Source organism: Acidisoma sp. (assembly GCF_965199065.1).
In the GTDB taxonomy this organism is placed as follows: Bacteria; Pseudomonadota; Alphaproteobacteria; order Acetobacterales; family Acetobacteraceae; genus Acidisoma.
Map to the genome: position 1 here is coordinate 1,825,155 of NZ_CBDAQN010000003.1, position 21,739 is coordinate 1,846,893.

The window sequence follows — 21,739 nt, forward strand, 5'->3', positions numbered from 1 at the left end:
GGCTTCAGAACAGGAGAAAGCGGCATGGGACGGTTATCGGGCCGCGTCATCGTTGTTACCGGCGGCGCATCGGGCTTGGGCGAGGGCATCGTGCGGCGGGCGGCGCAGGAGGGCGGCACGCTCGTCGTCGCCGACCTCAACGGTGAGAAGGCGGAGGCCGTGGCGGCATCGTTGCGCGACGCAGGCCACGAGGCGATAGGCTTTGCCGTCGACGTGGCCGAGCGGGCGCAGGTGCGGGCCATGGTGGCTGCAGTGTCAGCAAGCTTCGGCGGCATCGACGTCTTGTTCAACAATGCGGGTTTCAACAAGCCCGTGCCGTTCCTGGATGTCGACGAAGCGAATTTCAACAGTATCATGCGGGTCAACGCGCTCGGCGTGATGATCGGCATGCAGGAGGCTGGCCGCCACATGAAGGAGCATGGCCGTGGCGGCAAGATCGTCAACACGGCGTCGATCGCCGGGCGCCAGGGCTACGCGGAGTTCGCTCCGTACTGCGCTAGCAAGGCCGCGGTGATCTCACTGACGCAGGCCGCGGCGCGAGAGTTTGCGCCCCACAAGATCACCGTCAACGGCATCGCGCCAGGCGTCGTCGTCACGCCTCTCTGGGAAGGGCTCGAGCGCGACATGATCGAGAAGGGCACAATCAAGGAAATGGGCGAGTTCATCAACTCGTTCTCTGCTGGCATCCTGATGGGGCGCCCAGCGACCCCCGCCGACCTCGCGGGTATCTGCACCTTCCTCGCCTCGGCCGATTCAGACTACATGACCGGGCAGATCATCATGTGCGACGGCGGCATGATACTTGTTTGACACGCAACATCCAGGAACACAGCGAATGAGCAACTCCGCGTTGATCGCCGGCGTCAGCGGCATCGTCGGCAACAATCTGGCGCGTCGCCTGGTGGCGGAGGGCTGGGAGGTGTTCGGACTTGCGCGGCGCCCTGGCGAGATAGAGGGCGTCAAGCCGGTGGTGGGAGACTTACTCGACCCCGCATCCCTCAAGGCGGCGCTGGCCGAGTTGCGGCCCACCCATATTTACATCACGACCTGGATGCGCCAGCCGACCGAGGCGGAAAACATCCGCGTGAACGCCGGAATGGTGCGCAATCTGCTGGACGTGGTCGGGCCGGCGGGCGGCGTCGAATGCGTCTCGTTGGTTACCGGGTTGAAGCACTACCTCGGCCCGTTCGAGGCGTACGGCAAGGGCAAGCTGCCCGAGACGCCGTTCCGCGAGGAACAGGGCCGGCTCGATATCGACAACTTCTACTACGCCCAGGAGGATGAGGTGTTCGCGGCAGCGGAGCGCCATGGCTTCGGCTGGACGGTACAGCGGCCGCACACCATCATCGGCTATGCGATCGGCAACGCCATGAACATGGGTATGACGCTCGCGACGTACGGGACGATCTGCCGCGAGACCGGGCGCCCCTTTACCTTCCCGGGATCTGAGGTCCAGTGGAACAGCCTCACGGACATGACGGATGCGCGGCAGTTGGCGCGGCATCTGTTGTGGGCAAGCACGACGCCTGCGGCTCGCAACCAGGCATTCAACGTCGTCAACGGGGACGTGTTCCGCTGGAAGTGGATGTGGGCGCGACTTGCCGCGCATTTCGGCGTCGAGCCTGTGCCGCCGCCGCCTGGTGGCCTGCCGTTGGAAACCCAACTCGCCGACGCTCGCCCGATTTGGGCAGACATTGCCGCGCGGCATGGCCTTGCGGAGCCCGATCTAGATGTGCTGGCGTCTCCGTGGCACACTGATGCAGATCTCGGCCGGCCGATTGAGGTTCTGACGGATATGTCCAAGAGCCGCCGTCTGGGGTTCCTTGACTACCAGTCGACAGAGGACTCCTTCCTCGACCTGTTCGCTGAACTGCGGCATCGGAAAATCATTCCATAGGCTCTACCGACACGCCGTCAGTCGTTGGCCAAGCAGTCTAGCTGGGCGACAACCGACGGCGCTTCGCGTTGGGGTTAGCGTCGCAAACGCTACTCTACCGCTCGTGTGCGCTGTGGGCCATGGCTTGATAGGATCATGTTTATCCGTTCTCGTGCAGAGGCGAGAGCATCCGCATCGGTCTTGGCCTTGGTCAGAGCGGAATGGATTTCCTCACCTAGCACCGTTTCGATGAGGCGATAGTGCGGCACGGGTGGACGCTGCCACGTTTGCAGCAAGTTCCGTCGCGCCAGATCGTTGACGAAATGCACGATGGGCGAGCTTGCCGCGATTTCCGGATCGGCGCTCATGCTGAAGCGCGGCAGCACCGGGAAGCCGGTCTTGATGTGCATCTGAATCGCCTCGGGCGAGGTCATCCAGCGAATGGCCTCGAAGGCAAGTTGCACGCGATCTTCATCGAGGTTAGCCGGCACCGCGAGCAGGAAGCCGCCCAGGGGTGAGACGTTGTCGCCCCCGGGTCCGGCAGGCTGGGGCAGGTATTGCACGCGCCGCTTCACCCTCGACCGAAGATCGGATTCGAGCCGCGCCGCACGCATCGACCAGCAGTAGATCATGGCGGCGCCCCCCGCCATGAACACGTCCAGGGCCGTGTCCCAGTTCATGTCGAGAACGTCGGGCGGCGAGATCTTCACCAGCTCATGCAGATAGGCCAATGCCTGTCGTCCGCGGTCGCTGTCCACGGTTACCCGGATGTTCGCGTAGTCGAGGCCGTCGAGAGACCACGTCGCCCGCTCACGCGGCAGGTCCAGCACCGCCCCGCCGCAGCACCCCAGCAGGAAGGCGAAGCTGGAGGCGAGCGCCATCCCGCGCTGGCCGTTCCACACGATCCCGTAGCGGCCGCGTTCCGGCGCGTGGAAGGACCGGCCCGCCTTCAGCACATCGGCGAAGGTGCGCGGCAGGCCCAGGCCGCTTTCCTGGAACAGGTCCCGCCGAACCGCCAGTAGCTCGATCGACGAGAAGATCGGAACGGCCTCCTGGTGGCCGCGCCATCTCCCCGTCGCCCAGACCCTGGGATCGAAATCCAGTGAATCGATGCCCGCACGATAGATGTAGTTCTCCGCGCGCCGGATGCAGCCGCGCTCGACAGCCTCGCCCAGCCAGGGGATGTTGAGCATGATGACGTCGTAGGCCGAGACACGCCGTTGAGCGTTCTCGATGATGCGGTCGTAGAGATCGGGCAGCGGCAGCAAGTCGAAGTCGCGGCGGGAGCCGAGGTTATTGCGATAGTCCGCCCACAGGTTCTGGATGGATGCACAATAGGTATCAGCATGCACCAGGAAGCGGAGATTGCCGCCATGCTGGAGCTGCCGCCTGAGGAGCGCGGGCGGCGGAGAAAGCTGCGCCTCCAGACGCGACCCGCCGAAGTAGTAATCGTCTTCGACCTCGTTGCTCGGCCGCATGCCGACGGTCTGCGCCAGCAGGGATTTCGTCTGTCGCGCGTAGGAGAGGAAGGCCGCGAGCAAGGCGTCGCCCGGATGCAGGCTGAACGTCTTTCCCGTTCGCCCATGGGGTTTCCGCCGTATCAGGTCCTGCTGGATCATCGTCTCGATCCGGCGGGTCGCAGTCGTCGCCGGCACCCCGGCCGCCTGAGCGAGCTTCGAAATCGTCACAACCTCGCCCCGGAGTTGGCTGCGGACGAGATGCACGGCGATGTTCCAGACCGGGTCGGGATCGGCCATCGGGAAGAGCGCCTGATACGGCTGCCGCAAGCGTTCAAGATATTCGATGACACGCAGCAGTTCGTGATCGCGCATGTCCCGCCCTCTACACGTAATATCCCCAGATTGGGAATATTACGTGTAGACGGCTGGCTCGCCATGGAAGTCAATGTCGAGAACAAGCCGCGTCAAGCGGCTGTCTTGTGGGAGCAAACGGTGCATTCTGAAACAGGCGCATCTCACGCGGCCGTGACAAGGAACGGCGCGATTTGAGCGCGCAACGAATCCTGCTTCGCGATGCCATGGTCGTGACCATGGACGACGGCCTCGGCGACTTCGCGCGCGGCTCGGTCCTCATCGAAGGCGACCGCGTCGCGGCGGTCGGGCCTCACCTTGAAGTCGCCGACGTGGAGGTGATCGAGGCAAACGGCTTCATCCTGCTGCCCGGCCTCGTGAACGCCCATATGCACACGTGGCAGACCGCGTTGCGTGGAGCCGCCGCCAACTGGACGCTGCTCGAATATTTCCGCTGGATGCATGCCGGCTTGGCGACGCGCTTCCGCCCCGAGGACATCCATGTCGCGACCCTCGCCGGCGCGCTGAACCAGATCAACTGCGGCACCACCACCCTGGTCGACTGGTGCCACAACAACCCGACGCCCGCCCATACCGATGCGGCCGTGGCAGCGCTGCAGGAGGCCGGCATCCGCGCCGCATTCTTTCACGGCTCGCCAAAACCCGAACCTCGTCCTGGCGAGCGCCACTTCTCGGAAATCCCGCACCCGCGCGCCGAGATCGAACGGCTGCTGGCGGGTCCATTCGCCCAGCGCGACGGCAAGCTCAGCCTCGGCATGGCGATCCTCGGGCCACACTATTCCACGCTGGAGGTCAGCCTCGCGGACTTCCGGCTGTCGCGCGAACTGGGGCTCGTCGCCTCGATGCATCAAGGCGGCGGCCCAGCGCGGGCGCCCGAAGGCTGGGATGTGCTGGAGGCCGAGGGATTGGTCGGTCCGCTGGTCAATATCGTCCATGGCAACGACCTGCCGGATGACCGGCTTGCACGCTTTGTCGAGAAGGGCGTGAGCTTCTCGGTCGCGCCCGAGAACGAGATGGTCCAGGGCCACGGCCATCCGATCACCGGCCGGTTGCGCGCCCTAGGTGCCGCGCCATCGCTGGGCGTCGATCTGGAAAGCGTCGTCTCCGGCAGCATGGTGGCCGTTGCGCGGGCCGCGCTCTCGCACCAGCGCGCGCTCGACAACGCGGCCTCTCGTCGCGATCGCCAGCAGATCCCCGAGACCACCACGATCAATGTCCGGGAGGCGTTGAGTTGGATCACGCGGGACGGCGCGCGGATGCTCGGCCAGCAGGATCGCATCGGCACGCTCACGCCGGGCAAGCAGGCGGATCTCGTCATGCTGCGCCTCGATGATTTCGATCTCTGGCCGGTGCATGACCCGATCTCCACGATCGTCATGCAGTCGCATCCCGGCAACGTGGATTCCGTGATGATCGCCGGCCGCTGGCACAAACGCCACGGCCGCCTGCTCGGCGTCGACCTCGGGCCGATCCGCGCCAATCTCGCCGCCTCCGGACAGCGCATCCTGTCGGAACTCGGCTGGCCCGACGGACAAAGGAAAGCAACAGCGTGACGCTTGAAACGAGCCTTGTCTGGATCGGCCTCGGCAAACTTGGGCTGCCCATGGCCGCCCGCATCGCCAACGCCGGCCACGACATCGTCGGGCATGACCTCGATCCTGACCGGATCGATGTCGCGCGGGCGCGGCAGGTCGCCATCGCGGAGAACCCGGTGCAGGCGGTGCACGACGCGACCGCTGTGCTGACATCGCTCCCCGACGACCGCAGCTTCGAGGCGGCGCTCTGCGGCGAGGGCGGGCTCATCGCCGGCATGGAGAGCGGCGCGATCCTCGTCGACACCAGCACGGTCAGCCCGGAGGCGTCGGCGCGCGTCGCGATCGCCGCCGAGGCGCGGGGCATCGCCTACTTGCGAGCGCCGGTCTCGGGCAATCCGGTGCTTGCCGAGCGCGGCGAGTTGACGGTCCTCGCCTCCGGCCCTCGCGACGCGTTCGAGCGTCTGCGGCCGGCCCTCTTGGCGATCTCCAAGGCGCAGCACTATCTCGGCGAGGCGGAGCAGGCGCGTTACGCCAAGCTCTCGATCAACCTCATGATCGCAGTCTCGGCCGGCATGATGGCGGAGGCGATGGCGCTCGCGCGCCGGGGTGGGGTCGATGCCGGGCAGATGCTCGATCTGCTGGCGGACAGCGCAGTCGGCTCGCCAATGGTGAAGTACAAGACGCCGCCGCTGAAGGCCGGGGACTACACCTCGACCTTCTCGTGCCGCCAGATGGCCAAGGACCTCGATCTGATCCTTGATGCCGCCCGCGCGACGGACGTGCCGGCGCCGCTCGCCGCCCAGCAACGCGAAGCCTATTCCGCGCTCATCGCGAGCGGTGACGGCGAGGCCGATTTCATCGCCACCGTCCGCCATGCCGCGCGTCTCGCCGGATTTCGGGACGCGGACAGCCCGACAGGAGACGGCGCATGACCGCGACCGTGACCGAAACCGTGCTGGAGCAGTTGCGTCCGATCCTGGGTGACGCCGTCAGCGCGTCGCGTGGCGTGCGGGAGCAGTATAGCCGCAGCGAGTCTTACCGGCTTCCGTCGCTGCCCGATCTCGTGGCGCGTCCCACGACGACGGCGGAGGTGCAGGCGATCGTGCGGGCCTGCGCGGCGGCGAGCGTTCCGGTGGTGGCATTCGGTGCCGGCACCTCGCTCGAAGGCAACGCCGCCGCGATCATGGGCGGCCTCTGCCTCGATCTCAGCCGCATGGACCAGATCCTCGCGACCAATATCGCGGATATGGATGTGCGCGTGCAGCCGGGCATCCGCCGCAAGGCGCTCAACGCCCAGTTGCGGGACACCGGCCTGTTCTTCCCGATCGATCCCGGGGCCGACGCCTCGATCGGCGGCATGAGTTCGACCCGCGGTTCCGGCACCATGGCTGTGCGCTACGGCACCATGCGCGAAAACGTCCTGGCGCTCGAAATCGTTTTGCCGGACGGCCGCGCCATCCGCACCAGCAGCCGCGCGCGTAAATCGGCGGCGGGCTACGACCTCACCCGCCTCTTCGTCGGTGCCGAGGGAACGCTCGGCATCATCACCGAGGTCACGCTCCGCCTGCATCCGCAGCCCGAGGCGATCGCCGCCGCCGTCTGTTCGTTCCCGAGCCTTGGCGCGGCGGTGGAGGCCGCGGGCTCCGTAATGCAGTCGGCAATCCCAGTGGCGCGCATCGAGCTTCTGGACGAGGTCATGATGCGCGGCGTTAACCGCCATTCGGGCCTCAACTACCCCGAGGCGCCGACGCTCTTCATCGAATTCCACGGCTCGCCGGCGGGCGTCGCCGAGCAGGCCGAGGTGGTGGAGGGGCTCGCCCACGAGACCGGCGGCGCCGACCTGCAATGGGCGACCGAGCCCGAGGCGCGCAGCCGTCTCTGGCACGCACGCGACAACACGCTCTACGCGGGGCGCGCGCTGCGGCCGGGCTGCGAGGCCATCATCACCGACATCTGCGTGCCCATCTCGGCTTTGGCGGAGTGCCTTGAAGCGACCAAGCGGGATGCCGACGAGTCCGGCCTGCTCGCGCCGATAGTGGGCCATGTCGGCGACGGCAATTTCCACATGCTGATCCTGATCGATCCCGCCGATGCGGATGAGATTGAGCGTGCCCGCGCCTTCCATGCCCGCATGGTGCGGCGCGCGATCGGCCTCGACGGCACCTGCACCGGCGAGCACGGTATCGGCACCGGCAAGATGGTCTACCTGGAAGAGGAACTCGGCGAGGCGGTCGATGTCATGCGCCTCATCAAGCAGGCCATCGATCCGAACGGGATCATGAACCCCGGCAAGATCTTCACGCCGGCGGTGAGCGGCGGCGCATGACGGATACGCTGGAGCGCCCGGCCCAGGCGGCGGTGGGCGCTCCGCCGCCGCTGCTCGAGCTGCGCGGCATCAGCAAGAGCTTCGTCGGCGTGAAGGCGCTGACCGACGTCGATCTCGCGATCTGGCCCGGCGAGGTCCACATGCTCCTCGGCGAGAACGGCGCCGGCAAATCGACCCTCATGAAGGTGCTGTGCGGCGCGGTGCGGCCCGATGACGGTCGCTTCCTGCACCATGGCGAGCCGGTGACGATTGCCTCGCCATCGGATGCACGGCGGCTCGGCATCGCCGTCATTTTCCAGGAATTCTCGCTCGTTCCCTACCTCGACATCGCGCACAACATCTTTTTCGGCCGCGCCTTCCCGGGCCGCGTTCCCGGCACGCTCGACCGCCGCCGTCTCTACGAGGAGGCGCGGCGTGTCCTCGACATGATCGGCTTCAAGATCGATCCCCGGCTGAAGGTGCATCAGCTCGGCGTCGCCCAGCAGCAGATGGTGGAGATCGCGAAGGCGCTCTCGCAGAACGCCCGCATCCTGGTGATGGACGAGCCGACCGCCGCCCTCTCGGAACGCGAATCCGACCAGTTGTTCGCGATGATCCAGCGGCTGAAGGCCGACAACGTCGCCATCATCTACATCTCCCACCGCATGGCCGAGGTCTTCGCGCTCGGCGACCGCATCACCGTTTTGCGGGACGGCCAACGCATCCGCACGCTCCTGCCTGCCGAGGCGACGCCCGACGAACTCGTCCGCCTCATGGTCGGCCGCTCGGTGAACATGACCTATCCGCGGCACTTCCGGGCGGCCGGCGCCACCATCCTCGAGGTGCGCGGCGTCTCTGCGGAAACGGGTATTGCCGACATCTCCCTCGACGTGAAGGAAGGCGAGATCGTCGGCCTCTGCGGGCTTGTCGGCTCCGGTCGCAGCGAGGTCGCGCGCGCCATCTTCGGCGCCGACCGGGTGACGAGCGGCGAGGTGAGGGTCTTCGGCCGCATCCGCCAAGGCGGGCCGGACGTCTCCACCCGGCTCGGCATGGCGCTCATCCCGGAGAGCCGCAAGACCGAGGGCCTCGCGCTCATCCAAAGCGTCGGCGACAACCTCGTTATCGCCGGTCTCAACCGGCTGTTCCCGAAGGGTCTGTTCTGGCCCAAGGCCGCGCGCCGCAAGGCCGAGGAAATCGTCGAGCGCCTGCGGATCGCGACCGCCTCCACCCTGCGGAGCGTGCGCACGCTGTCGGGCGGCAACCAGCAGAAGGTGGTCATCGGTAAATGGCTGCCGGCGGGCGCGCGGCTGTTCATCTTCGACGAGCCCACGCGCGGCATCGACATCGGCGCCAAGGCGCAGATTTTCGCCCTCATCGATGAACTCGTGCAGGCCGGCGCCGGCGTTCTCATGATCAGCTCCGAGCAGTCGGAGATCGTGCATGTCTGCGATCGCGCCTACGTCATGCGGGCGGGGCGCATTGCCGGGGAGCTGTCGCGCGCGGCACTGACGCCCGAGAACATCGTTCGCCTGGGCATGCACAAATGAGCGCCGCCGCCAGCCGTCGCCCTGGCCTCCTCGCGCGCGTGCCGGGCGTCGCGGTGATGCTCGTCGCGCTTATCGTTCTGTTCACGGTGACGAGCCCCGATTTCGCGACGCTTCCCAACCTCTCGAATGTGCTGGTGCAGTCGAGCGTCCTGCTGCTTCTTGCCCTGCCGATGACCTTCGTGATCATGACGGAGGGGCTGGATATATCCGTCGGCGCGGTGCTGACGCTCGGCACTTTGAGCGTGGCGGCGACGGCGCTTGCGACCGGCTCGATCGTGCTCGCGTTTCTGGCGGGTCTTGGAACGGGCCTCGCCTTCGGCCTGTTCAACGGCTGGCTCGTGGCCTACCTCGATCTGCCGCCGTTCGTGGCGACGCTCGGCACGTTCAGCATTGCGCAGGGGCTCGCCCTCGCGCTCAGCGGCGGTGAGAGCATCACCGGCATGCCGCCCGGCCTGCTCGCCATCTACTCCGGCACGATCCTGCACATCCCCGTGCCGATCATCATCATGGTCGTCGCCTATGCGTTGATGCACGGGCTGCTCTATCGAACCCCCTTCGGCACCTACGTCTTCGCGCTCGGCGGCAACCGGGAGGCGCTGGTGCTCGCCGGTATTCCCCGCCGCCTCATGCTGGGCGCGGTCTATGCGCTGGCCGGGCTCATGGCGGGCATCGGCGCGTTGCTGCTCACCGCGCGGCTGAATGCCGGGCATCCGACGGCCGGCATCGGCATGGAGTTCGACGCCATCGCCGCCGTCGCTGTCGGCGGCACCGCCTTCGAGCGCGGCAACGGCTGGCTGTTCGGCACGGTGCTCGGCGTGTTCGCCATCGGCGTTCTGCGCAACGGCATGGATCTGCTGGCGCTGCCGTCTTCGCTCGAAGTCTCATGCATCGGGCTGCTGGTGATCGCGGCGTTCCTCATCGAAGCGCTGAAGGGCGAACGGCCATGAGCGCCGTGCTGCGCCGGCCTCGCGTGCCGGAGGCGCTGCTGCACGCTCTGCCCCGCCTGCTCGCGCTGCTCATCCTGTGCGTGGCATTGAGCCTGCTCAGCGACGTGTTCCCCACCTGGGGCAACGCGATCAACGTGCTGCGCCAGACCAGCCTGCTGTTCATCAGCGCCTCCGGCCTGACATTCGTGGTGCTCACGGCGGGGCTGGACCTCTCGGTGGGTTCGACGATCGGCCTCGCCGCCTGTGTCGCCGGCACCGTCATCAAGGCGACCGGCGAGCCGCTGCTCGGCGTCCTCTGCGGCATCGGCGTGGGCGCGGCGGCGGGGCTGCTCAACGGGCTCATGGTGGCGATGCTGCGCATCCCCTCCTTCATCGCGACCTACGGCATGCTCTGGGTGTTGCAGGGGCTCGCCTACTTCTACATGGCGGGGCAGGCCGTGTTCGGCTTCCCGCACGGCTTCCGTCAGCTCGGGCGCGGGCTCTTCATCGGCATCCCCATTCCGATCTTTGTCATGGCGGCGGTTCTGGCGCTCGGCAGCCTCATCCTCAGGCGGACGACGATCGGCCAGCAGATCTATGCCATCGGCGGCAATCCTGTCTCGGCGCGTCTCTCGGGCGTACCGGTGCGACGCCGCCTGCTGCTGGTCTATGTGCTGAGCGGCACGATGGCGGGTCTCGCCTCACTGGTGTTCCTGGCGCAGCTCAACTCGGCTCAGGCCGACATCGGCAGCACGCTGACCTTGCCGGCCATCGCTGCCGTGCTGGTCGGAGGCACCTCACTGTTCGGCGGCGTCGGCAGCCTGTCCGGCACCTTCATCGGCGCGCTGCTACTGACCGTGGTGCTCAACGGCATGAACCTGCTGGACGTGGACGCCGCGTGGCAGCCGCTTGCCACAGGCTGCATCATTCTGGCGGCGGTTTATCTCGATACCCGCGCGAGCCGATCCCGCCGGGGATAATCAAAAACAGGGAGAAAAACGAATGGCATTTCTGAACCGCATGGTGGCGACCGCGCTCACGCTGTCGCTCTGTGCCTGGCAGCCCTTGGCGGCGCATGCGGATGCCGAGACCATCGCGCTGCTGACCAAGAATCAGACCAACCCCTTCTTCGCCGCCGAGCGTCTCGGCGCCGAAAAGGCCGCGCAGGAGATGGGCGTCAAGCTCATCAAGTTCATCCCGACGCAGCCCGACAGCATCCCCGAGCAGATGAGCGAGATCGACGACGTGATCCAGCGCAAGCCGAGCGCGATCGTCATGGTCCCCGTCGACTACAAGGCGATGGTTCCGGGCATCGAGCGCATCAACGCGGCCGGGATTCCGCTCGTCAACGTCACCGACCGCAGTGCCGGGGGCAAGTTCGTTTCGTTCGTTGGCGCCAACGACTACAACATCGCCAAGGCGACCGGCCTCGAGCTGCTCAAGGCCATGGGCGGGAAGGGGACGGTGATTATCCTCGAAGGCGTGCCGGGCGCGTTGACCAGCATGGACCGCCTGCGCGGCTTCAAGGATGCGATCAAGGCCTATCCGAAGGTTCGGCTCGTCGCGTCGCAGCCGGCCAATTATCAGCGCCTGCAGGCGATGCAGGTGATGGACAACCTGCTTCAGGCGCATCCGAACGTCGACGGCATCATGGCGTCCAACGATGCGATGGCGACCGGCGCGCTCGACGCCCTGGACGATGCAGGCCATCAGGCATTGGTCGTCGGCATCAACGGCACGCCGGAGGCGATCGACGCCATCAAGTCAGGGAAGATGCTGGCCTCGGGCGACTATGACGGGTTTCTGCAGGGCTGCGTCGGCACGATGATCGCCATCCGCGCGGTGCGCCATGAGCCGGTGCCGTCGCTTGTCACCGCAAAGGCCGTGGTGATCGACAAGGCGAACGTCGCGAGCTACTCGACGCCGCCCGCACAGCGCAGCTGCCCGGCCTGGAGCGAAGTGTCTCAGTAGCCGCTGCGCAGTTGCCCATGAAAGGTGAAATGACCATGACTTATTCGATTGAGTGCGTAATTGAGTGTTCCAACCATCTCGGTGAGGGGCCAATTTGGGACGTCGAGGAGGGTCGGCTGTACTGGGTCGATGGGACGGGCCGTCGTGTCGGAAAGCCATCCATCTGGCGGTATGATCCTCGCAACGGCGCGATCCAGAACTGGAGCCTTGATCGTGACGTAGGAGCGATGGCGCTCACGCGCGAAGGCAATGCTGTTTTGGCTCTGGATGATGGCTTCTATTTCTTTGACTTCGATAGCGGTCGGCTCGACTTGATCGGGCTTGTCGATGAGGAGCAGCCACGCACTCGCCTCAACGACGGAAAGTGCGACCGGCGCGGGCGCTTCTTTGCCGGCGGCATGGACGATAAGGAAGAGTTGAAAATCTGTGGGTTGTGGAGGCTTGATCCAGATCTGGCGATTGCCAAGGTCGACGGTGGAGTCATCTGCTCGAACGGACCGTGCTGGAGCCCCGATGACAAGACCTTCTATTTTGCCGACACGTTCCAGCAGGAGATTTGGGCCTACGATTACGATCTTGAAAACGGCGTGCCATCCTCGCGGCGCTTGTTCGCGTCCACGAAAGACGATCTCGGAGTCGCCGACGGCTCAACCGTCGATGCGGAAGGCTACCTCTGGAACGCCCAGTTGATCGCAGGCGACCTCATTCGATACGCCCCGGATGGCAGCATTGATCGAAAGATTTCGATGCCCGTCAAAAACATCACCAGCGTGACGTTCGGCGGTCCCAACCTCGACGAGATCTTCGTCACGTCGATGGCGCGGGTGAAGCACCCTGCAGTTCATGATCATTTCGCGGTCGAGGTAAAGCCTCAGTTTGGAGCGGGCCATCTTTTTTGCATCAGGGGCCTTGGTATCAGAGGGCTACCGGAGCCCCGATTCCACGGTAGCCGCTAGTTCACAACCTGGACCTTCTGGAAGAAGATGAGGCTATCGCGCCTGATCGAGGAGGTCTCGAATCGGCCTTGACAACCGCGTCCTGCGGAAGTCAGCTAGTGGCAACAGAGGTAAACGTTTACCTCCCAGGGTGGGAAAGCTGCGATGGCCGGACAAGCGCTCATGCGCACGCGCCGAACGCGGGAGATGGGCATGCTTCCCTCGGCGTCCTCCGAGCGTCCCGTCGGAATCGAGGCTGTGGCTCAGCGCGCCGGAGTTTCGACCGCGACAGTTTCCAGAGTGCTCAACGGAATAAAATTGAAGGCCAATGGGGAGACGGAGGCGCGCGTGCGGGCCGCGGCGGACGAGTTGGACTATCGGCCCGCCCATGCAGGTCGTGCGCTGCGCACGCGGCAAACCAAGCTGGTGGCGCTGCTCATCCCCGATATATCCAACGCCTTCTACTCGGCGATCGCGCGGTCGATCGAGAGCTCGTTGCGGGTTACGGATCATACGATGATCCTCTGCAACACCGGTGAGGATCCGGACCTGCAGGACTTTTATCTCGACGAAATGCAAGCGTATCACGTGCGCGGAGTGGCTCTGCTCGGAGCCGTCGACAGCGCAGGGCTGCAGCGGGCTCTGTTGAAGGGCCTGCCGATCGCCTTCGTCAACCGAAAGCCACCGCGGGGCGGCGGGGTCTTCGTCGGGATCGACAACCATGCCGCCGGCCGCGCAGCTGCCGAGCATTTCCTGTCTCAGGGATACGATCGGTGCGCGGTCATTCATGGGCCACTGTCTTCCTCGGCAAGCCGCGAGCGCTTCGAGGGTTTCATCTTGGCCATGACTGAGGCAGGGCGTTCACCGTTGCCCTCGCATATCGTTCCTGGGGGGCTGTCGATCGAGGGAGGCTATGCGGCGGCGAGCCAGCTTCTGGCAGCGGAGTTTTATCCTCGCGCGATTTTCTGCGCCAATGACCTCGTCGCCTACGGCCTCTTTCGCCGCTGCCGAGAGTTGAGGCTCGAGGTGCCGGGCGACATCGCCGTGCTCGGGTTCGACGACAATCCGCTCAACGACTGGGTCGCCCCGTGGCTGAGCACGGTGCATATTCCCTACAATGCTTTCGGGGCCGCGGTTACTGATGCTCTGGTCCGCATATGGGAAGGCCATCAGGCTCCTCATGCAGGCGAGCTGCTGCCGTTTTCGTTACGATTGCGTGGATCGGCGGAATAAAGTCTTAATTTCAATAACGCCGGATAAACGGCGTCCAAACATGGGGGAAACGATGAACATATTTGCTCGATTGACCGCGGCCTTGCTGATGGGAGGCGCAATGTTAGTCGGCGCCAACGGCATGGCGCAGGCCAAGCCTTACAAGGTGTATCTCAGCATGAGCTACATTGGAAATGACTGGCAGGCCGAGGCCGAAAATATGGTCAAAGCCATGGCGGCTTCGACCACGTTGAAGAACAAGGTTCGGCTCGACGTTCAGGTCGCCGGGCCGAACGCGCAGCGCCAGATCCAGCAGATCAACGCCATGGTGGAAGCTGGCGCTCAGGCAATTGTCGTCTATCCTATTTCGCCGACCGCGCTCGACCCGGTTATTCGCTCCGCTTGCGCCCGCCACGTCGTCGTCATCGCCTATGATGCGCAGGTCACCGAACCCTGTGCCTATGATGTTCACATAGACCAGACCGAGGCCGGCCGCGTGACGGGGCAATGGCTCGCCGATACATTGCATGGCAAAGGCAACATCGTCGTCATGGACGGCGTGCCCGGCACGTCCGTTGACACGGCGCGCACGGCCGCGGCGAAGGCGGTCTTTGCCAAATACCCGGGCATCCACATCATCGCCGAGGGCGTCGGCATGTGGAGCCAGGCCGTCGCCCGCACTGAGCTATCAAAGATCGTGGCGACGCATCCCTGGAGCAGCATTGACGGGCTGTGGATGCAGGTCGGCTGTCTGACCGCCACTTCGATGGAAAGCGAGGCCGGGATCAAGGACGCTGCGCTGAAGCCCTGCGCGGGCGAGGGGTCGAACGGGCATCGCATCGAGATGCTGCCGGAAGGCACCGCGGTTCAAGGCGGTCAGGGACCATACCGGCCAATGGGTCTGCCCAGCATCTCCTACGCGTCGCCCCCCTATTCCGGCGCGCTCGCCCTGAAGCTGGCGGTGGAAAAGCTGGATGGAGGAACGATGCCGCACAACATCGTCCTGCCTCTGCCCCTGGCGACGAACGCCACAGTCCATCTCTGCACAACCGGCACCTGGCAGGACATGCGGAGCGGCTGCAACGTGTTCCAGCCGGCTGTGATTACCAATCCCGGCTGGTTCGCCGCCATCTTTTCGAAGGACACCCCGGAAGTGGGCTTGCAGGCCGCGCTGCACGGCACGCCGGAACAGTGACGTGAAGCGGGTAGAGACGAGACCAGGATGACCATGACCGGCGAGAAAGCGATATCGGTTACCAAGGCCCGCAAGGCATATGGGCCGACCGTCGCTCTGGCGGAAGCGACCTTCGCCGCTGCGGCCGGCACCGTCCACGCCCTCCTGGGCGAGAACGGCGCCGGCAAGTCGACCATGGTCAAGATGCTGAGCGGACTCGTCCGGCCGGATAGCGGCCAGATTGTGGTTTTCGGGCGAGAGGTGAAGTTCGACAGCCCGCGCGATGCACATAACGCGGGCCTGCAAACGGCGTTTCAGGAACTTACGCAAATCCCCAACCTTACGGTCTGGGAAAACATGCTGTTGCCCTATCAGCCGACGGCCATGGGCGGCCTTCTGAGACGTCGGGCGGGGCAGGCGCAGGTTGCCGCTCATTTGGAGAGCCTCGGGCTCGGCTCGATTTCGCCACGCGACGAGATCCGCAAGCTCGATCTCAGCGTCAGGCAGAAGATCGAAATTGCGCGTGCGATCTTGCGTAAGCCTAAGATCCTGCTTCTGGACGAGCCGACCTCCACCTTGTCGGGTAACGACATCACCTGGCTTGGCGACATCATCGCGCGACTAAAGGCGGAGAATACAACTGTCGTTTTCATTTCCCACCGTATGCCCGAGGTGCGGGATTTTTGCGACGAACTCACAATCCTGCGCAACGGCACGAGCGTCGGCACCTTCAACGTATCTCAAGTCAGCGATGAAGAGGTCATCGAGCGCATCATCGGCCGGTCGATCGCTGCGACCTTTCCGCCACGGCAGCTTGTTGACCCCGCGACACCCGCGGTGCTGGAGGCGAAGGCGCTTACGGCAGGCGAAATAAAAGAGGTGAGTTTTCAGCTGCGTGCGGGAGAGATCCTGGGCGTGGCCGGGCTGCAGGGCATGGGTCAACTCGATCTGTTCCGCGCGCTGTTTGGCGACATCGAGGTGAGGCGTGGCGAAATCCATGTCGACGGGCAGAAGGTGGAACTTCGGTCGCCGCGCGATGCCATCGACGCCCGCATCGGAATCAATCTGGTGCCGGAGGAGCGGAAGACAGAAGGTCTTTTCCTCAAGCTGGATGCCTGCGCCAATACCACGTTGCCCGTCATCGAGCGCTTTGTCCGGCATGGCCTCATCAACGTCGACGGCGAGCGAGCGTTAGTCGCGGCCGCGCTTGCGCGCGTTCAGGTCGACGCGCGCGCCCTCTATATGCCTGCGCGCTCCTTCAGCGGAGGCAATCAACAGAAGATCGTGCTTGCGCGCTGTGTCGTCGCGGGCAGCCGCATCCTGCTCCTGTTCGACCCCACGCGCGGCGTGGATGTCGGCACGAAGCACCAGATATACCGGCTGATCACCGATTTTGCGGCCGCCGGCGGCGCCGTGCTCATGTATTCCACCGAGATCGCCGAGGTGGTCGGCCTCAGCCATCGCGTCCTCGTCGCCTATAACGGCAGGGTCACCTGTGAACTGGCAGGCGACGACATTGCCGAAGCCGCCATCATGCGTGCGGCGCTCGGGCATGCGGATGAACCGGGCTCCGGTGGAGGCAAATTGCCATTGAAGATCGGAGCGCTGACGTGAGTGCGGCCACTGCCCCGATGGGCATGATGCCCGAGCTTGTGCGTAGGCGCGGGCTGCTCACGGCGGTGGTCGTCTTCATCGTCCTTCTCGTGGCCGTCAACCTGCTGTCTTCCGCGCCGATGGGCTATTTCGATGTCTCCTACATGTCGGCGGGCGGCGCGACGCTGGCACTGGCCGCGGTCGGGCAGACTTTGGTGATCCTTACCGGCGGTTTCGATCTCAGCGCCGGGGCGGTCATATCGCTCGTCAACGTGTTGCTGGCCAATCACATGGGCGCCACACCCGGCAACGAGGTGCTGTGGGCGGGGATCGGCGTCGGCGTCGGCGCGGGGATCGGCGCGTTCAACGGGATTTTCGTTGCGGCCCTGCGCCTGCAGCCCATCGTCGTCACGTTGGCGGTGATGTTCGTGGCGCAGGGGCTGACCCTGCTCGTCTCCGACAAGCCGGGCGGCACCGTGCCAAGCGACTTCACGAGCTTCTTCACGGGCAGTGCCATCCCTAACCTCCTGCCGGCGCCTTTGGTCGTGCTGGCGGTCGTGCTGATGATCTGGGGGCTGTTGAAACAGACGCGGTTCGGCACCGCGCTCTATGCGATCGGCAGCGACGCCGACGCTGCGCGGTTTATCGGCATCCGCGTCGGGCGCGTCACCTTTGTCACTTATGTGCTCGCTGGCGCCGCCTATGGCCTCGCGGGCGTGATGGTGACTGCCCAGACCAGCACCGGCGATCCTCTGGTCGGTGACCCGCTGCTGCTGCAGATATTCGCCGCCGTCGTCATCGGCGGCACGGTTCTCGGCGGCGGTCGCGGCGGCTGCGTCGGCTCCGTTTTCGGCGCCTATAGCCTCATGCTGATCGTCAACATCCTGCTCGTGCTCAATGTGCCCGCGTACTACAGCACGGTGGTCGAGGGGCTTATTCTCATCCTCGCGGCCTTTAGCGGCGCTGCCCATGGCGGTCTGCCGATCGCCCGCTGGCTTGCGGCGCCGCGTCTGCCGTCGCGCCGTCGCGCGGGCCAGTCGCGGGCGAAGGCCGTGGTGCTGACGCAGGCGGAGGCCGCCGCGCCGCCACGCGTAGCCTGGCGCGTGCGCCATGCAGAGGCCCTGCGTTACGCCATCCCCTCTTACCTTTGCTTTCTGATCGTTCTCGCCGTGACCGGGTGGATGTATGGCGGCATTGGTTTCCGCTATCTGGCAGCCCTGGCGGCGCTTTCTTCCTTCCTGATCGTGCTCGCTCTTGGACAGGGCGCCGTCATCCTGACAGGGGGCCTTGATCTCTCCGTGCCCTGGACCATCGGGCTCGCCGGTATTTTGGTGGCCGGCTTTGGCCAGGGAAATGCGGCCAGCGCCCTGTGGGCGGTTCCCCTGGTGCTGCTCATCGGCGCTGCAACCGGTTTTCTCAATGGTCTCGGCGTCGTTGTCTTCGGGTTGCCGCCCATCGTCGTGACCTTGGGCATGAACGGCATCCTACAGGGAGTTGCCTTGTTGTACAGCGGCGGGACGCCCTCCGGATTCGCGCCGCCCAGCATCCGCTGGGTGATGACCGGGCATCTCCTCGGTGTCGCGCCGGTTATCTGGCTGATCCTGGTCTTCATCGTCATGGCGAGCCTTCTGCTGACCCGCACCGCGTTCGGGCGACGCGTCTACGCAGTCGGCAACAGCCAGCGTGTTGCGCGTCTTGCCGGCGTCGATGTCGGGCGAACCATCGTCCTTGTATACATGTTGAGCGGCGTCTGCGCGGCGCTCGTCGGGATCATGCTGAGCGGCTTCAGTGGGCAGGCGAGCCTCGGCATGGGAGATGATTACCTGCTGCCCTCCATAGCCGTCGTCGTGGTCGGCGGCACGCTGATCACCGGCGGACGAGGAAACTATCTCGGCATGGTCGGCGGCGTCCTGTTGCTCACGGCGCTGCAGACATTGCTGGCCGGTACGACGACGCCACCGGCAATCCGGGAAATTCTTTATGGCGCCGTCGTTCTTGCGGCCGTGGTCGCATTGCGCGACCGCCTATCAAGTTGAGCCTCGGAGAATGAAGTGATGCAAAATCGCCAGGTCAACCCCGGCCTCCGGGTTCTCGTGACAGCGGGTGCGAGCGGCATTGGCCGCGCCATAACCGACGCCTTCGTCGAGGACGGTGCGCGCGTTCATGTGTGCGACATCAACGAGGCCGCGCTAGCGGAATGCCGCGCGACACTCGGCGTCACGACGAGTGTCGCTGATGTCTCGCGCGAGGATCAGGTAAAGCGGCTGGTCGATGATGCCGCTGCGGCTCTGGGCGGTCTCGACGTTCTAATCAACAATGCCGGGATCGCCGGCCCGACCGGCACGGTGGATGAAATCGCCACAAGCGCTTGGCGCGACACCATCGACATCAATCTAAACGGCCAGTTTTACTGCGCGCATTACGCCGTGCCGATGTTGCGCGCGGCTGGCGAGGCGGCGATCGTCAATCTGTCATCGGCGGCGGGCCGCTTCGGCTATGCTTTTCGCACGCCCTATTCGGCGTCGAAATGGGCAATCGTCGGCTTCACGCAAAGCCTCGCCAAGGAGCTTGGACCGGTGGGGATCCGCGTCAACGCCATCCTGCCGGGCATCGTGAAGGGGCCGCGCATGGAGGGCGTGATCCGCGCGCGTGCCGAGCAGGTGGGCGTGCCTTATGAGACGATGGAGGCGGAGTATCTTCAGCGGATCTCGCTGCGGCACATGGTGACGCCGGAGGACATCGCCTCGACCGCGATTTTCCTCTGTTCCAAGGCGGGGTGGAACATCTCCGGCCAATCGATCAGCGTATGCGGCAACGTTGAATCGCTGTGAATGAGCGCCGACCAAAGACAACCGGAAATGGCACGATCTTCGGAAGTCAATCATGACCGGCGCTGTTACGCTACGATTTATACGCCGCCGAAGTCGCCCGATCTTCCGGTGCCGGCGGATGATCTTGCCGAGTTCTCGGGCAATGGCGACGACTATCGTTGGTCGGTCTTGGACACCGGCAAGATGCAGCTGCCGATTGCCGCTTGAGTTTTGAAATGCACGATACTGCCGAACCGTAGCGATGGGAGGTTTGAATGTCGAATGATATTGATATCCGGGTCCATGTGGCCTGCAAGAACATCCTTGGCGAGGGTCCGCTTTGGGATGTTGAAGAGCAGCGGCTTTACTGGATCGACAGCTTCGGCAACCAGATTTTCAGGTGCACGGAAACGGGCACCGAAGTTGAAAGCTGGGATGTGCCGGCAAATATCGGCTCCATGGCCTTGCGCCGTCAGGGCGGCGCTGTCGTTTCTCTGCAGACCGGTTTCCATTTTCTCGATTTCAAGACTGGCGAAACCGCTGCGATCCACGATCCCGAGGCTAATCTTCCCGGCACCCGGCTGAATGACGGCAAGGTCGATCGGCAGGGACGTTTCATTGCGGGCTCGATGGACATGAAGGAGGAAGGTCCCAACGGCGCACTTTATCGCCTGGACGCGGACCTTTCTGTGCATGTTCTGGAGAAAGGCATCATCTGCTCGAATGGTCCGTGCTGGAGTCCCGACGGCGCCACCTTCTACTTTACCGATACGTGGTCGGAAGAGATCTCTGCTTATGACTATGATCAGGCTACCGGCACGCCGAGTAACAAGCGTTGCTTTGCCTCGTTCAAGGAGATCGGAGGGGCACCGGATGGCGCGACCGTCGACGAGGAGGGGTATGTTTGGAGTGCCGCGGTCTATTCAGGGCAGATCGTGCGGTTCTCGCCTGATGGAAGCATCGACCGGGTCATCAAGACGCCCGTCCTGAAAGTGACAAGCGTCATGTTCGGTGGCCCCGATCTAGACGTGATGTTCGTCACCTCGATGGCTCGGCCGCCGCTGCCGCGCTTCCCGGAGGATGGGCCCATGGCCGGGCATGTTTTCGCGATCTACGGTCTGGGCGTTCGCGGCATTCCAGAAGGCCGGTTCCAGGGCTGACCAAATGTGGACGCTTGCGCCGTCGGCGACGATGATCAGTGCATGGCTCTGTGCGATGATAACTCGGTGTGGTGAGGCGTAGTGATCCGCAGCCTCATTCAGCCGTCCAGCCTCCATCCAACATCAGGGCGGACCCGGTCATGAGCGCGGAAGCATCCGACGCAAGGAGCACGATCGCGCCCATGATGTCCTCAACCTGTCCCAAACGGCCAAGCTTGATCCGACGCAGCACGTCGTCGGCGAATGCGGCATTCTCGAAGAACGGTCTGGTCAGCGGCGTTTCGATAAATGTTGGACAGATGGTATTCACGCGGATGCCAAGCGGCCCGAGCTCAATCGCCATGGCTTTGGTAAGCCCCTCCAGAGCGTGCTTGCTGGCGCAGTAGACGCTGCGGTTGGCTCCCCCCACATGGCCCATCTGACTCGAGACGTTGATGATCGAGCCAGCTCGCTTGGCGTTGCTGAGGCCGCGCGCGACCGCTTGGGCAACAACAAAGGTTGCTCGCACATTAAGGGCCATCACCGCGTCGTAGTCCTCCATCCGCACGTCGAGGAAGGGCGCCGGCCGGTTGGTGCCGGCGTTGTTCACGAGCACGTCGAAAGGGTCACGCGCCGTAAGCGCCGCTGTAACGGCTGCCGCGTCCAGAACATCGAGTACGAGGGCTTCTGCCAAGCCGCCATCCCTGCGGATGGAGGCCGCCACATCATCGATCTCGATGGACGTGCGTGCGACAAGCGTGACCGCAGCTCCTGCCTGCGCAAGGGCGCTGGCACATGCGACGCCGAGGCCGCGCCCCGCTCCGGTGACAAGGGCGCGGCGCCCATCCAGCCGCATCGGAGGTAGCCGGGGCAGGTCCATTGGG

General features: G+C 64.8%; 19 protein-coding genes. 17 read left to right on the forward strand and 2 right to left on the reverse strand.

Annotated elements, in window-relative coordinates; genetic code table 11:
* Positions 1–24 precede the first annotated feature (24 nt).
* Together ACOEQ1_RS16645 and ACOEQ1_RS16650 are read left to right on the forward strand one after the other, a co-directional pair.
* Entirely contained in the window at positions 25–810 is a 786-nt protein-coding gene (locus ACOEQ1_RS16645; RefSeq protein ID WP_419760342.1) for an SDR family NAD(P)-dependent oxidoreductase, read from the forward strand.
* 25 nt (positions 811–835) lie between these two features.
* Positions 836–1,897, forward strand: coding sequence for an SDR family oxidoreductase (locus ACOEQ1_RS16650; RefSeq protein ID WP_419760343.1), 1,062 nt, complete (start codon positions 836–838; stop codon positions 1,895–1,897).
* Positions 1,898–1,986: 89 nt separating this feature from the next.
* Here ACOEQ1_RS16650 and ACOEQ1_RS16655 read toward each other — a convergent pair whose 3' ends face one another.
* Positions 1,987–3,708, reverse strand: coding sequence for an extracellular solute-binding protein (locus ACOEQ1_RS16655; RefSeq protein ID WP_419760344.1), 1,722 nt, complete (start codon positions 3,706–3,708; stop codon positions 1,987–1,989).
* A gap of 173 nt (positions 3,709–3,881) precedes the next feature.
* On the opposite strand from ACOEQ1_RS16655, the gene ACOEQ1_RS16660 reads away from it, so the two are divergent.
* The 15 genes from ACOEQ1_RS16660 (at position 3,882) to ACOEQ1_RS16730 (ending at position 20,876) form a co-directional block, all read left to right on the forward strand.
* Positions 3,882–5,261 (forward strand): amidohydrolase family protein, encoded by a 1,380-nt coding sequence (locus ACOEQ1_RS16660; protein ID WP_419760345.1) that lies wholly within the window; start codon positions 3,882–3,884, stop codon positions 5,259–5,261.
* Positions 5,258–6,175, forward strand: a complete 918-nt coding sequence (locus ACOEQ1_RS16665; RefSeq protein ID WP_419760346.1) for an NAD(P)-dependent oxidoreductase — start codon at positions 5,258–5,260, stop codon at positions 6,173–6,175. Before ACOEQ1_RS16660 ends, ACOEQ1_RS16665 begins: the two co-directional genes overlap by 4 nt.
* A complete protein-coding gene (locus tag ACOEQ1_RS16670; protein WP_419760347.1) occupies positions 6,172–7,569 on the forward strand; it encodes an FAD-linked oxidase C-terminal domain-containing protein in 1,398 nt (465 codons plus the stop codon). Before ACOEQ1_RS16665 ends, ACOEQ1_RS16670 begins: the two co-directional genes overlap by 4 nt.
* A complete protein-coding gene (locus ACOEQ1_RS16675; protein WP_419760348.1) occupies positions 7,566–9,095 on the forward strand; it encodes a sugar ABC transporter ATP-binding protein in 1,530 nt (509 codons plus the stop codon). The genes ACOEQ1_RS16670 and ACOEQ1_RS16675 overlap by 4 nt, the downstream gene beginning before the upstream one ends.
* Entirely contained in the window at positions 9,092–10,042 is a 951-nt protein-coding gene (locus tag ACOEQ1_RS16680) for an ABC transporter permease (RefSeq protein WP_419760349.1), read from the forward strand. Before ACOEQ1_RS16675 ends, ACOEQ1_RS16680 begins: the two co-directional genes overlap by 4 nt.
* Entirely contained in the window at positions 10,039–11,001 is a 963-nt protein-coding gene (locus ACOEQ1_RS16685; protein WP_419760350.1) for an ABC transporter permease, read from the forward strand. The genes ACOEQ1_RS16680 and ACOEQ1_RS16685 overlap by 4 nt, the downstream gene beginning before the upstream one ends.
* A 22-nt stretch (positions 11,002–11,023) precedes the next feature.
* The gene (locus tag ACOEQ1_RS16690) at positions 11,024–11,992 is read left to right on the forward strand and encodes a sugar ABC transporter substrate-binding protein (RefSeq protein WP_419760351.1); all 969 of its coding nucleotides are present in this window, start codon (positions 11,024–11,026) and stop codon (positions 11,990–11,992) included.
* A gap of 29 nt (positions 11,993–12,021) precedes the next feature.
* A complete protein-coding gene (locus ACOEQ1_RS16695; RefSeq protein ID WP_419760352.1) occupies positions 12,022–12,948 on the forward strand; it encodes an SMP-30/gluconolactonase/LRE family protein in 927 nt (308 codons plus the stop codon).
* 162 nt (positions 12,949–13,110) lie between these two features.
* On the forward strand, positions 13,111–14,160 hold the full coding sequence (locus tag ACOEQ1_RS16700) for a LacI family DNA-binding transcriptional regulator (RefSeq protein WP_419760353.1): 1,050 nt from the start codon (positions 13,111–13,113) through the stop codon (positions 14,158–14,160).
* Positions 14,108–15,334, forward strand: a complete 1,227-nt coding sequence (locus ACOEQ1_RS16705) for a sugar ABC transporter substrate-binding protein (RefSeq protein WP_419760354.1) — start codon at positions 14,108–14,110, stop codon at positions 15,332–15,334. The genes ACOEQ1_RS16700 and ACOEQ1_RS16705 overlap by 53 nt, the downstream gene beginning before the upstream one ends.
* 33 nt (positions 15,335–15,367) lie before the next feature.
* Positions 15,368–16,927 carry a sugar ABC transporter ATP-binding protein gene (locus ACOEQ1_RS16710; RefSeq protein WP_419760355.1) on the forward strand — a complete coding sequence of 520 codons (1,560 nt, stop codon included), beginning with the start codon at positions 15,368–15,370 and terminating at the stop codon, positions 16,925–16,927.
* Positions 16,924–18,942 carry an ABC transporter permease gene (locus tag ACOEQ1_RS16715; RefSeq protein ID WP_419760356.1) on the forward strand — a complete coding sequence of 673 codons (2,019 nt, stop codon included), beginning with the start codon at positions 16,924–16,926 and terminating at the stop codon, positions 18,940–18,942. The genes ACOEQ1_RS16710 and ACOEQ1_RS16715 overlap by 4 nt, the downstream gene beginning before the upstream one ends.
* Positions 18,943–18,960: 18 nt before the next feature.
* The gene (locus ACOEQ1_RS16720; RefSeq protein WP_419760357.1) at positions 18,961–19,737 is read left to right on the forward strand and encodes an SDR family oxidoreductase; all 777 of its coding nucleotides are present in this window, start codon (positions 18,961–18,963) and stop codon (positions 19,735–19,737) included.
* The gene (locus ACOEQ1_RS16725; protein WP_419760358.1) at positions 19,738–19,944 is read left to right on the forward strand and encodes a hypothetical protein; all 207 of its coding nucleotides are present in this window, start codon (positions 19,738–19,740) and stop codon (positions 19,942–19,944) included.
* 47 nt (positions 19,945–19,991) lie between these two features.
* Positions 19,992–20,876, forward strand: coding sequence for an SMP-30/gluconolactonase/LRE family protein (locus ACOEQ1_RS16730; protein WP_419760359.1), 885 nt, complete (start codon positions 19,992–19,994; stop codon positions 20,874–20,876).
* A 94-nt stretch (positions 20,877–20,970) separates the two neighbouring features.
* Here the strand turns inward: ACOEQ1_RS16730 and ACOEQ1_RS16735 are convergent, their stop codons facing one another.
* Entirely contained in the window at positions 20,971–21,711 is a 741-nt protein-coding gene (locus ACOEQ1_RS16735; RefSeq protein WP_419760360.1) for an SDR family NAD(P)-dependent oxidoreductase, read from the reverse strand.
* Positions 21,712–21,739 lie beyond the last annotated feature (28 nt).